This window comes from Shigella sp. FC1661 (genome assembly GCF_001712525.1).
GTDB classification, from domain to species: domain Bacteria; phylum Pseudomonadota; class Gammaproteobacteria; order Enterobacterales; family Enterobacteriaceae; genus Escherichia; species Escherichia coli.
Genome location: NZ_MDGW01000024.1, coordinates 1 through 12496, shown reverse-complemented (window position 1 = coordinate 12496; position 12496 = coordinate 1). Strand labels below are relative to the sequence as shown.

9 protein-coding genes and 5 pseudogenes are annotated in these 12496 nt (G+C 49.7%); 8 read left to right on the top strand and 6 right to left on the bottom strand.

What is annotated here, in order from left to right:
* Positions 1-234: IS1 family transposase (locus tag BFF42_RS02045; protein WP_001393844.1), on the top strand; the 234-nt coding region annotated here is incomplete at its 5' end.
* A 16-nt stretch (positions 235-250) separates the two neighbouring features.
* Here BFF42_RS02045 and BFF42_RS02040 read toward each other — a convergent pair.
* The 3 pseudogenes from BFF42_RS02040 to BFF42_RS02030 form a co-directional block, all read right to left on the bottom strand.
* Positions 251-1168 (bottom strand): annotated as a pseudogene (locus BFF42_RS02040) (AbgT family transporter); the annotation flags it as partial.
* A 36-nt stretch (positions 1169-1204) separates the two neighbouring features.
* Positions 1205-2649: pseudogene (gene abgB, locus BFF42_RS02035) on the bottom strand (p-aminobenzoyl-glutamate hydrolase subunit AbgB).
* Positions 2649-3802 (bottom strand): annotated as a pseudogene (locus BFF42_RS02030) (amidohydrolase). Before BFF42_RS02030 ends, abgB begins: the two co-directional pseudogenes overlap by 1 nt.
* Before the next feature lie 175 nt (positions 3803-3977).
* On the opposite strand from BFF42_RS02030, the gene BFF42_RS02025 reads away from it, so the two are divergent.
* Both BFF42_RS02025 and smrA read left to right on the top strand, forming a co-directional pair.
* Positions 3978-4886 carry a LysR family transcriptional regulator gene (locus BFF42_RS02025; RefSeq protein ID WP_000885456.1) on the top strand — a complete coding sequence of 303 codons (909 nt, stop codon included), beginning with the start codon at positions 3978-3980 and terminating at the stop codon, positions 4884-4886.
* A gap of 328 nt (positions 4887-5214) precedes the next feature.
* Positions 5215-5778, top strand: a complete 564-nt coding sequence (gene smrA / locus BFF42_RS02020; RefSeq protein WP_001046827.1) for a DNA endonuclease SmrA — start codon at positions 5215-5217, stop codon at positions 5776-5778.
* A gap of 20 nt (positions 5779-5798) precedes the next feature.
* Here the strand turns inward: smrA and dgcM are convergent, their stop codons facing one another.
* On the bottom strand, positions 5799-7031 hold the full coding sequence (dgcM, locus tag BFF42_RS02015; RefSeq protein WP_039060229.1) for a diguanylate cyclase DgcM: 1233 nt from the start codon (positions 7029-7031) through the stop codon (positions 5799-5801).
* Between the two features lie 193 nt (positions 7032-7224).
* Between dgcM and ydaN the strand changes: the two genes are divergently transcribed.
* From ydaN to dbpA, 4 genes are all read left to right on the top strand, one after another.
* A complete protein-coding gene (gene ydaN, locus BFF42_RS27175; RefSeq protein WP_211180494.1) occupies positions 7225-7272 on the top strand; it encodes a protein YnaN in 48 nt (15 codons plus the stop codon).
* A 13-nt stretch (positions 7273-7285) separates the two neighbouring features.
* A complete protein-coding gene (zntB, locus tag BFF42_RS02010; protein ID WP_000387388.1) occupies positions 7286-8269 on the top strand; it encodes a zinc transporter ZntB in 984 nt (327 codons plus the stop codon).
* 274 nt (positions 8270-8543) lie between these two features.
* The gene (ynaL, locus tag BFF42_RS26735; protein WP_001296046.1) at positions 8544-8717 is read left to right on the top strand and encodes a proline-rich small protein YnaL; all 174 of its coding nucleotides are present in this window, start codon (positions 8544-8546) and stop codon (positions 8715-8717) included.
* Positions 8718-8746: 29 nt separating this feature from the next.
* Positions 8747-10120 (top strand): ATP-dependent RNA helicase DbpA, encoded by a 1374-nt coding sequence (gene dbpA / locus BFF42_RS02005; protein ID WP_000123780.1) that lies wholly within the window; start codon positions 8747-8749, stop codon positions 10118-10120.
* Between the two features lie 128 nt (positions 10121-10248).
* On the opposite strand, the gene ttcA is transcribed toward dbpA, so the two are convergent.
* Together ttcA and BFF42_RS01995 are read right to left on the bottom strand one after the other, a co-directional pair.
* Positions 10249-11184, bottom strand: coding sequence for a tRNA 2-thiocytidine(32) synthetase TtcA (gene ttcA / locus BFF42_RS02000; protein WP_001157416.1), 936 nt, complete (start codon positions 11182-11184; stop codon positions 10249-10251).
* Between the two features lie 51 nt (positions 11185-11235).
* A pseudogene (locus BFF42_RS01995) lies at positions 11236-12087 on the bottom strand (tyrosine-type recombinase/integrase); the annotation flags it as partial.
* A gap of 58 nt (positions 12088-12145) precedes the next feature.
* Between BFF42_RS01995 and BFF42_RS01990 the strand changes: the two are divergent.
* A pseudogene (locus BFF42_RS01990) lies at positions 12146-12496 on the top strand (transposase); the annotation flags it as partial.

The window sequence follows — 12496 nt, the reverse complement described above, 5'->3', positions numbered from 1 at the left end:
TCGGCCTTTGAGGTCGTGGTATGGATGACGGATGGCTGGCCGCTGTATGAATCACGCCTGAAGGGAAAGCTGCACGTTATCAGCAAGCGTTACACTCAGCGCATTGAGCGACATAATCTGAATCTGAGACAACATCTGGCAAGGCTGGGACGGAAGTCACTGTCGTTCTCAAAATCGGTGGAGCTGCATGACAAGGTCATCGGGCATTATCTGAACATAAAACACTATCAGTAAGTTGGAGTCATTACCGTGGCACGATACCTTTAATAAAGGGTGATGGCATCACGGTGTGATTAATCGGATCGCGCAATATCCCGTTTTCCGGGATCACCATCAGCGCGATCGCAGCAATAAAAAGTAGCGATACGACACCTGCTATGCGTAAACCAAAACGCTGACTTTCGGTCAATGTCTGCAGTTTCTCATCGCTGTTTCCCTGCCATTGACCTAACCGTGGCTCGATGATTTTGTCGGTTATCAGGCCGCCAACAATCGTCAGTACGACTACGGAGCTGGCCATAAAATACCAGTTATCAATTACACTGATGTGCATTTGCGGATTGAACGCAGCCGCCGCTTCCGTGCGGATCCCCGACAGCAACACGTCGGTTGTGACAATCAGTAAATTAGCCGTAAAGCCGCAACCTACGCCTGCAATGGCAGCCAGTAAACCTGCAACTGGATGCCTGCCCACCGCCAGAAAAATCAGCGCACCCATCGGTGGCATGATCACTAACGCCGCATCGGAAGAAATGTGGCTGAAAAAAGCAATAAACAGCACCATATAACTGGCGTAGCGGACATTAACATGCGATGCCATTTTAACCATTAGCGCTGGCAGTAAGCCGACGCGCTCCGCCAGACCGGCACCTAAAACCAGCGCCAGGATCGCACCAAGTGGAGCAAAACCGCTAAAGTTTTTAATAACATTGGGTAAAAACCAGTGTAATCCTTCCACACTGAGCAGGTTTTTCACCACCACCGGCGTTCCATCGGTCGGGTTTTTCGCACTGACGCCAAAGGCCGACAAAATTGCCGTCGTCACCATGAGTACGATAATCAAATAGATAAAGAGCAAAAAAGGATGGGGAACCTTGTTACCAATTCTTTCGACCCAGCCATAGAGCTTCCCGGATTGGGAGGACGACGGTATGGATGACATACTCATGGGCATTCCTCGGTTGTTGTGTTTGCGTTGTTGTTGTTATTTTAAAGATGACGGTGTCACGTTTTTTGGGATAGGGCAGTGATACGGTTGCGTGTCCGTAACTTGCTGATGCTCTTGTTGGCATTCTTGCAATAGCCCTGAATCAATGAAGAGATTGAGTGTGGTTGCTGCCATAGTTTTCGCCGCCAGCAGCATTCCTTTATGAGCAATAGATGTTCGCCCCTGGCTAACCAGTTGCCACGTATGTAGCGGTGTACCGACGGCAAAACAGGGGCTGAAACACTGGGCAACAGGCAGTTTCCAACTGACGTCGCCGACATCAGTCGATGCCGCAAGCACGTTATCGGTGGCGGCATATGGAGCGACCTCATTCGCCAGTACCGTTTCACGATGACGTAGTGCAAAAGCCTTGCCGTTTTCGCCACCGGTTGCGGCGATATTATTCAGACTGTTTTGCCGATCGTTGGGGGGGAGCGTAGCCTGAATTTGTTTCGTAAAAGCCAGTTCTTCGGAGTTCCATTCCGGGGTACCAAAATGGGATAGGGCATGGTACATGGCATTTTCTAAGGTGCGATTCGGGAGATAACTGGAACAGGCTTTGTCGAAGCGGCATTCAACCGTGGTTTCGGTCATCAATGCCGCACCTTCGGCGATTTTGGCGACCCGATCATAAATATGCTGCACGTCGGTCATTTCGGGGGCGCGGATAAGATAAAGCACTTCTGCCTGCGCCTGGACCACGTTGGCGAGATCCCGCCGCTATTTGTGATGGCATAGTGTACGCGCGCTTTTTCAATAATATGTTCGTTGAGGAAGTTGGTGCCAGTGGTCATCAACGTTACGGCATCAAGGGCGCTGCGTCCCAAATGAGGGGAATTCGCGGCATGTGCTGCGATCCCTTTAAAGCGCCATGATGCCTGAATGTTTGCCAGCGTGCGGGTATTGAACATACCGGCAAAGGCTTCCGGGTGCCAGGTGAGTGCCGCATCCACATCATCAAATACCCCCTCGCGAACCATGAACGTTTTACCCGAGCCGCCTTCTTCGCCAGGACAACCATAAAAGCGCACCGTGCCGCCTTGCCCATATTGTTCCAGCCATTTCTTGACGGCTATTGCAGCGGCAAAGGCGGCGGTTCCCAGCAAATTGTGTCCGCAACCGTGACCATTTTCACCGGGCGTCACGGATGTAGGTTGCGCGCAACCTGCTTGCTGACTTAAACCTGCCAGGGCGTCATATTCTCCCAGCAGGGCGATAACCGGTTTGCCTTGACCAAACGAAGCAATAAAGGCATTTGGGATATAGCCTACGTTGCGGGTAACGGTGAAGCCTGCAGATTCCAGCGCCGAAGCCAGATGCTCCGCTGACCAGAACTCTTCAAAACGTGTTTCTGGATGATCCCAGATTTGATCGGCAATATCGGTATAACGTTGGCGATCGGCTTCAATCGCATCGTCGATAAAACGATAGATTTCCTGCATCAGATACCTCGCGTCCAGGGAAAATTGAGCGCGGTGCGCGCCAGCGTTTCGACGGCAATAGCGAGAACCTGCTCGTCAAAATCGAATTTTTCGTTGTGATGACCTGCCGCCAGCTGTGTGCCAAACACCACGTAGGAGGCTTGCCCTTGATGTTGCTGCACGCGGGCCATCATTAATGTGGCATCTTCGGAACCCGCAGGCGCTTCAACACGTTCAATGGCCTGATTGACCCCCGCGACCTGAGCCGCCTGACTTTGCAACCATGCGACCCATTGCGGCGAAGGAGAACTGGCGGTAGCTGCACCCATCAGACGAGTTTCAACGCCGACACCATACATGGTTGCTGCGCCCTGAATCGCTTGTTGTGCACGGTCAAAAACATATTGATTAATGACGTCGCTGGCCCCGCGTGTTTCCACTTTCAGCAACGCCGAGGCAGGAACAACGTTACGACCGCTTCCTGCCTGCATAACGCCCACGTTTACTCTGGAAGCTCCTTCGCTGTGCGGGGCGATTGCATGCAGTGCAAGAGTGGCTTGTGCTGCCGCCAACAAGGCATTGTGACCGTCTTCTGGTTTTGCGCCCGCGCGCCACGCGTACCTTCCTCTGCAGGCTGAAAAATCAGTTTGATGACGCCATGTAGTCCGGACTCGAATTGTTTAAGGGTATGCGCCAGCCCAAGCCCAATGGCGGTATGTCCATCATGACCACAGGCATGCATCATTCCGGCGTTACATGACGCAAAACCGTCGCGGTAGGGGCGATGGCTGACATCCTGCTCTTCACTGAGATCCAGCGCGTCCATATCGACACGGAAAGCCATCACCGGACCGGGGCGACCGGTATCCAGGGTGGCGACGATACCAGTGAAACCACCTTCAAAAACCGCAATCCATTGTGCTAGCGCACCCTGTTGACGAGCGCGCTCGAATTCGCGTTGTAGAGTGAGTTCATCAGGTAGTCCCATCCGGCTACTTTCATTAACTACTTCGCGGCCCAGCGCCAGTGAATAGCCGAGCTGCTGCAATTCTTCCGCAACAAGGGTGGCAGTGCGGAATTCCACCCAGCCAGACTCTGCATAGTGATGAAAATCACGTCGCCAGTGCGATAATTTTGGGGCAAGCGAATTAACAAATTGATTCAAAGACTCCATAACCTTTCCCGTCATCAGTAAAAAGTGTGACCCGGTTCACGTAGCGATAGTTTTTACTTATCACTAACTGATTTTTCACAGTTTTAACCGTTCATAAATTACCCTGACACAATCATCTGCATTAAAGTAGATGCCAGTTTCTTTGGTCTGATAAATAACGGTTATCGGTGGCGTCATGGCTTTTCAGGTAAAAATTCATCAAATTCGTGCTTTTGTTGAAGTGGCTCGTCAGGGCAGCATTCGCGGAGCGAGCCGAATGTTGAATATGTCGCAACCGGCACTGAGTAAATCTATTCAGGAGTTGGAAGAAGGATTAGCGGCGCAACTCTTTTTTCGCCGTAGTAAAGGCGTGACGTTAACTGATGCCGGTGAAAGTTTTTATCAGCACGCCAGTCTTATTCTTGAAGAGCTGCGCGCAGCCCAAGAGGATATTCGCCAACGACAAGGGCAACTGGCAGGGCAGATTAATATCGGCATGGGGGCCAGTATTTCCCGCAGTCTGATGCCAGCTGTCATATCTCGTTTTCATCAGCAGCATCCGCAGGTAAAAGTACGCATTATGGAAGGGCAACTGGTGTCGATGATTAATGAATTGCGTCAGGGAGAATTGGATTTCACCATCAATACCTATTATCAGGGACCGTACGACCACGAATTTACTTTTGAGAAATTACTGGAAAAGCAATTCGCGATCTTTTGCCGCCCGGGACACCCCGCCATTGGTGCCCGTTCGATCAAACAGTTACTGGATTACAGCTGGACAATGCCGACGCCACACGGCAGTTACTACAAACAGTTGAGTGAATTGCTTGACGATCAGGCGCAAACGCCACAGGTCGGTGTAGTCTGCGAGACGTTCTCAGCCTGTATCAGTCTGGTGGCAAAAAGCGATTTTCTCAGCATACTGCCTGAAGAAATGGGCTGCGATCCCTTGCACGGACAGGGGCTGGTGATGTTGCCGGTTAGCGAAATTTTACCGAAAGCGGCCTATTATTTGATTCAGCGGCGTGATAGTCGCCAGACACCACTGACCCCGTCATTAATCACGCAATTCCGGCGAGAATGCGGCTATCTGCAAAGTTAAAACTGCATAAAAAATAGAGTCTGTCGACATCCGCCAGACTCTACAGTACACACAGCAGTGCATCCGCGTCTTAAGTCCGGCATTGTCTCCTCTGCGCCGGTGACTGTGTTATAACGGTTTTAACCTTTAGTTGCCAATTTTCTTCAGTGACAGATTTCACGAAAATATAAGTTACATTATTAATATCGTGAATGAATAATCATGCATAAGCATTTTGCTTAAAATATCGGCAATATTTGGAACTTATTACTGGAATTTTGGGTAATACGTTGTTGGACCGACCCGGTCTGGTTATCATATCGCGCTCTTAATTGCGGGAGGATGTAACATGAACCTTGACGACAAATCGCTGTTTCTTGACGCCATGGAAGATGTCCAGCCGCTGAAACGTGCTACAGATGTCCACTGGCATCCAACGCGTAACCAACGTGCGCCGCAGCGTATCGACACGCTGCAGCTTGATAATTTCCTCACCACCGGATTTCTCGACATCATCCCGCTAAGTCAGCCGCTGGAGTTTCGGCGGGAAGGGTTGCAACATGGGGTGCTGGATAAGCTGCGCAGTGGTAAATATCCGCAACAGGCGAGCCTGAATCTTTTGCGCCAGCCGGTGGAAGAGTGCCGCAAAATGGTGTTCAGTTTCATTCACCAAGCCCTGGCGGATGGTTTGCGTAATGTGTTGATTATTCATGGTAAAGGGCGGGAAGATAAATCGCATGCCAATATTGTCCGCAGCTATGTGGCGCGCTGGCTGACCGAATTTGATGATGTTCAGGCATATTGCACCGCGCTACCGCATCATGGCGGCAGCGGGGCGTGTTACGTCGCACTACGTAAAACGGCGCAGGCGAAGCAAGAAAACTGGGAGCGCCACGCTAAGCGCAGCCGTTGATCTCGAGACGCATCCGCGGCTTATGCCGCCAGCACGCGGTTGCGTCCATCATTTTTCGCCCGATACAAAGCATCATCAACGCGTTTAAACAGTTCATCGATGCTTTCATTTCCTTCGTGATGCGCCACACCAATGCTGACGGTAAAACGTGGTAAGCCCGAAATACTCACTTTGGCCACGCTTACACGGATAGTTTCAGCCAGCGAAAGCGCAGTATCCAGTGGGGTTCTTGGTAGCAATAAGACAAACTCTTCGCCTCCCCAACGAAACACCAAATCGCCTTTGCGAGCGCAACTTTCGAGGGTGCGGGCGAGGGCGCATAACACCTCATCACCTTTAGAATGCCCATAGAGATCGTTAATGTGTTTAAAACGATCGGTGTCGATGAGCAACAAGCTGTAATCCTGGGCGATGGCGAGGTGCTGCATTTGGCCTGGTTCCGTAATGTGATAAAACTGTCGCCGATTCAGTAATCCGGTCATCGCGTCATGGTGAGCAGCATGTTCCAGCTGCTCCTCCTGCCGTTTTTGCTCAGTAATATCATGCACAATACATAACATGAGCTTGTCGCCATAAATTTCAATCGGCCCGGCATAGGTCTGCACATGACGAGTAGATCCATCCGCCAGTTTATGAACAAAATTCAAAGGTTTATGACCGCCGGGTAAATGCGAAATTTCATGCATGATAGGCATGACGCGACGCCCGAGCATATTAATTTCCCAGGTATGTTTCTGGCACATCGTTTCATGGTTATAACCGTAGAAATTGAGCGCGGCGAGGTTAGCATCGACGATTTGGCCATCTCGTGAGGGGTCAATCAACAACATTGGTGCAGAGTTAGTCAGAAAAAAGCGCGCATAAAAACCTTGTTTTTTGCGCTGATAATTTGCCGAGCGACTGGCTTTTAAACCCAGCGTTGCCGGCGCTTCGATACCTTCGAAAATAATCACCGGTTCTGTTTCTGTCAGCTCTCGCAAAACAAGCCGACAGCTTAATGCTGTTTCCTCTTCTTTACGCTGAACAGTGAGGATTTCGATAATATCGTGTTGGTTTTGCAGATCGGAGAGGTATTTCGGCAGTTCTTTTTGTGAGGAGACGGAATAGGGTCCGGTTCGTAGCTGACTAAACGTGAGGTCTTGCATCAACAGTCGCGCCGCGCTATTGGCATAAATTAACTGTTCCTCAAAGGGCGAAACAATCCAGACAGGACTGGTGAGTAAGTCCAGGGTATTGAAGTTGTGCGTAATCATTGAGATCCCGTTATTTTTATCAATTTTTGTTGCTATCCGATCGCAAAAAAGCCACGTCATATGATCAGATAATTCTGATAATGATAGACGCTATTTAACACTTCACACGGTTTGTATACGGAAAAGCATTTTGCTTTTTGTATTCAATTTAGACAGAATTTTATTAATCATTTCAGGGTAATAGGGTGATGAGATGTTGCGTAACAGGGCCAGAAGGCTAGACTACAAAATAATGCGTTGATGATGGAGGCACTGTGGAAGCGATTAAGGGATCGGACGTTAATGTCCCGGATGCAGTATTTGCCTGGATGCTGGATGGTAGAGGCGGCGTTAAACCGCTGGAAAATACAGATGTGATTGATGAAGCGCATCCCTGCTGGCTCCACCTTAATTATGTACACCATGATAGCGCCCAATGGCTGGCGACAACACCGCTGCTTCCCAATAACGTACGTGATGCGCTGGCAGGCGAGAGCACACGGCCCCGAGTCAGCCGTCTCGGTGAAGGCACGCTGATTACATTGCGCTGTATAAACGGCAGCACCGATGAACGCCCCGATCAACTGGTCGCCATGCGTGTATATATGGACGGGCGGTTAATTGTTTCGACCCGACAACGCAAAGTGCTGGCGCTGGACGATGTGGTGAGCGATCTGGAAGAGGGCACGGGTCCGACCGATTGCGGAGGGTGGCTGGTGGATGTGTGCGATGCGTTGACCGATCATTCCAGCGAATTTATCGAGCAGCTGCACGATAAAATTATCGACCTTGAAGATAATCTCCTTGATCAGCAAATTCCACCGCGTGGATTCCTGGCTCTGCTGCGCAAACAATTAATCGTGATGCGTCGCTATATGGCACCGCAACGTGATGTTTATGCTCGTCTTGCCAGTGAACGTTTGCCGTGGATGAGCGATGACCAACGCCGTCGGATGCAGGATATTGCCGATCGCCTTGGGCGCGGTCTTGACGAAATCGACGCCTGTATAGCACGGACTGGCGTGATGGCGGATGAAATCGCTCAGGTGATGCAGGAAAATTTAGCTCGTCGTACCTATACAATGTCATTGATGGCAATGGTCTTTTTACCCAGTACCTTTCTGACAGGGTTATTTGGCGTCAACCTTGGTGGGATCCCTGGCGGCGGGTGGCAATTCGGATTTTCAATTTTTTGTATTCTGTTAGTTGTTCTTATTGGTGGTGTTGCTTTATGGTTGCATCGTAGTAAATGGTTGTAACAAAAGCAATTTTTCCGGCTGTCTGTATACAAAAACGCCGCAAAGTTTGAGCGAAGTCAATAAACTCTCTACCCATTCAGGGCAATATCTCCCTTGCAGGTGAATGCAACGTCAAGCGATGGGCGTTGCGCTCCATATTGTCTTACTTCCTTTTTTGAATTACTGCATAGCACAATTGATTCGTACGACGCCGACTTTGATGAGTCGGCTTTTTTTTGCCTGTTATTTATCAGCGTCTACCCTTTAAGAGTCCACCCAATGACCGGAGGGAAATATGACGACACTTATTTATTTGCAAATTCCTGTCCCTGAACCGATTCCTGGCGATCCTGTTCCAGTGCCCGATCCGATCCCTCGCCCGCAACCCATGCCTGACCCACCACCCGATGAAGAACCGATTAAATTGTCGCATCGTGAGCGTAGATCTGCGAGGATACGCGCCTGCTAACTTTGCGTCGATGACCACGAGAATAGATTGTGACCGCTTTTTCTACCCTGAATGTTTTGCCTCCCGCCCAACTCACGAACCTTAATGAGTTGGGTTATTTAACTATGACGCCGGTGCAGGCCGCCACGCTTCCGGCGATCCTTGCCGGAAAAGATGTTCGCGTGCAGGCGAAAACCGGCAGCGGCAAAACGGCGGCTTTTGGCCTCGGCTTGTTACAGCAAATTGATGCGTCGCTATTTCAAACCCAGGCTTTAGTGCTGTGTCCTACGCGTGAACTGGCGGATCAGGTGGCAGGTGAATTGCGTCGGCTGGCGCGTTTTCTGCCAAATACCAAAATTTTGACGTTGTGCGGTGGTCAACCGTTCGGTATGCAGCGTGATTCGTTGCAACATGCGCCGCATATTATCGTGGCAACGCCGGGTCGTTTGCTGGATCACTTGCAAAAAGGCACGGTATCACTGGATGCGCTGAATACTTTGGTGATGGATGAGGCCGACCGCATGCTGGATATGGGATTTAGCGATGCCATTGATGATGTCATCCGTTTTGCGCCTGCATCTCGACAGACGCTTCTGTTTTCGGCAACCTGGCCGGAAGCCATCGCCGTAATCAGCGGACGAGTGCAACGCGATCCTTTGGCGATTGAAATTGACTCAACAGATGCTTTGCCACCCATTGAACAACAATTTTATGAGACATCCAGCAAAGGCAAAATTCCTCTGTTGCAACGGTTATTAAGCTTGCATCAGCCATCCTCTTGCGTGGTGTTTTGCAATACCAAAAAAGATTGCCAGGCTGTCTGCGACGCGCTGAATGAAGTAGGGCAAAGTGCATTGTCATTACACGGCGATTTGGAGCAACGCGATCGCGATCAGACCCTGGTACGTTTTGCTAACGGTAGCGCCCGTGTACTGGTTGCGACTGATGTTGCTGCGCGTGGTCTGGATATTAAATCGCTTGAGCTGGTGGTGAACTTTGAGCTGGCGTGGGACCCTGAAGTTCATGTACATCGCATCGGCCGTACAGCTCGTGCAGGAAATAGCGGTCTGGCGATCAGTTTCTGTGCTCCGGAAGAAGCACAGCGGGCCAATATCATTTCTGACATGTTGCAGATAAAACTTAACTGGCAAACGCCGCCAGCTAATAGTTCCATTGTGCCGCTGGAAGCAGAAATGGCAACGTTGTGTATCGATGGCGGGAAAAAAGCCAAAATGCGCCCGGGTGATGTATTAGGTGCACTGACAGGAGATATCGGGCTTGATGGCGCAGATATTGGCAAAATCGCCGTGCATCCGGCGCATGTCTATGTCGCGGTCCGTCAGGCTGTTGCTCATAAAGCATGGAAACAGTTACAGGGCGGGAAGATTAAAGGAAAAACGTGCCGGGTGCGGTTATTAAAATAATGAAATGTTGAATTGCCGGGTGCAAGAGTAAACATCTTCTTCGGCATTGCCGGATGCGACGTTGGCCGCGTCTTATCCGGCCTCCATAAGAGTAGCCCGATACGCTTGCGCATCGGGCGCTATCCTGGTTATTTCACTTCAACCACATTCAGCCGTAACTCATCCAACTGATTTTCCTCTTCTTCTGGCTGCCAGCCCGCCGGTTGTAGTGGGATCTCTTCGCGATCAAACGCCAGATCACCCCCGTTAACCACTTCAGAACCGTGGGTGATGCCTTTGAAATCGAACAGGTTGGTATCGCACAGATGCGACGGCACCACATTCTGCATCGCGCTGAACATCGTCTCGATACGCCCTGGATAACGTTTATCCCAGTCACGCAACATGTCAGCAATCACCTGACGTTGCAGGTTAGGCTGTGAACCGCACAGGTTGCACGGAATAATCGGGAACGCTTTTGCATCGGCAAATCGCTGAATATCTTTCTCGCGGCAGTAGGCCAGCGGACGAATAACGATATGTTTGCCATCATCGCTCATCAGTTTCGGAGGCATACCTTTCATCTTGCCGCCGTAGAACATATTTAAGAACAACGTCTGCAGGATATCGTCACGATGGTGACCCAGCGCGATCTTCGTCGCCCCCAGTTCCGTTGCGGTACGATAAAGGATACCGCGACGAAGGCGAGAACACAGTGAGCAAGTGGTTTTGCCCTCTGGAATCTTCTCTTTCACGATACCGTAAGTGTTCTCTTCGACAATCTTGTACTCAACGCCCAGCTTTTCAAGATACACGGGCAGAACGTGTTCTGGGAAGCCCGGTTGCTTTTGATCGAGGTTAACAGCCACCAGCGAAAAATTGATTGGCGCGCTTTGCTGCAAATTGCGCAGAATCTCCAGCATGGTATAGCTGTCTTTACCCCCTGAGAGGCAAACCATGATGCGATCGCCTTCTTCAATCATATTGAAGTCAGCAATGGCTTCGCCCACGTTACGACGTAGACGTTTTTGTAATTTGTTCAGGTTGTATTGTTCTTTCTTTGTAATTTGTTGATTTTCTTGCATTATTTCAGTTCTCTGGTACTAAATGGGGCAAATTGGGGGCAAACTTTGCAACTACGATAACCGCGCATTCAACATGGCTATCTGTTCGTCGTTCATGTCATCAATCCACATACCGTAAATTTCATACACCATTTGCGCAGTTTCATGCCCCATCTGGCTGGCTATAAATGCCGGGTTCGCTCCTGCCGTCAACAGCCAGCAGGCAAAAGTATGTCGCGTATGGTACGGATTACGGCGGCGAATACCAGCACGTTTTACTGCTGCATTCCATCTTGCACCCAAACTGCTTACCGAGTAATAAGGTTTCTGTTTTTCGTTACACACCCTGGGCATGAAAACAAAATGCAGTTTTTGCTTTTCAGTTCTGCCGTACTCCCGATGATAAAAAGTGATTTCGCTTTTGCGATGATGCCCGGTCAGTTTGTATTGCTCCTTCAGTGCTTCAAGAGCCGGCTGCAGTAATGTTACCGTCCGGATCCCGGCATTTGTTTTTGGGGGACCGAACATATCAAGTATCGTCAGGTTTCTTCTGACATTCACAATTCCCTTCTCGAAATCCACATCCTCCCACGCCAGAGCTGCCAGTTCCCCGTGACGAAGCCCGGAGTAAACGGCAAATTTCCACAAGTTTTGGCTCTGTCCTTTTTCACTTTCCATTAATGCATTGAATTCTGTTTTAGATAACGGGTCAGGTTTTATTCTGTTTCGCTGTAATTTTTTTACTCCTTCAAATGGTTTGGTTGATATAAATCCCGACTGATACGCAAAACGTAACAACGAACAGAGCAGGGCGATATAGTTATCAACTGTGCGCACGATTCTTCCTTTTTTGTTGGATCTTGGATTATCTAGGTAAAGCGTTTCTCCATGCAGCAGTTCATTCCGGTAGTTTAAGATTGAGGTAGCCTGAGTTTAACGGACACTCCTTCCTGAAATAGAATGGCATCAGAAGGAGCTAATAATGAGCAGAAAAAACCAACGTTACTCTAAAGAGTTCAAAGCCGAAGCTGTCAGAACGGTTCTTGAAAATCAACTTTCGATCAGTGAAGGCGCTTCCCGATTATCCCTTCCTGAAGGCACTTTAGGACAATGGGTTACCGCCGCCAGAAAAGGGCTCGGTACTCCTGGTTCCCGCACGGTGGCTGAACTGGAATCTGAAATTCTGCAACTGCGTAAGGCGTTAAATGAAGCTCGCCTTGAGCGAGATATATTAAAAAAAGCAACAGCGTATTTTGCACAGGAGTCGCTGAAAAATACGCGTTAATCGAACAATGGCGACAACAATTTCCCATTGAAGCGATGTGTCAGGTAT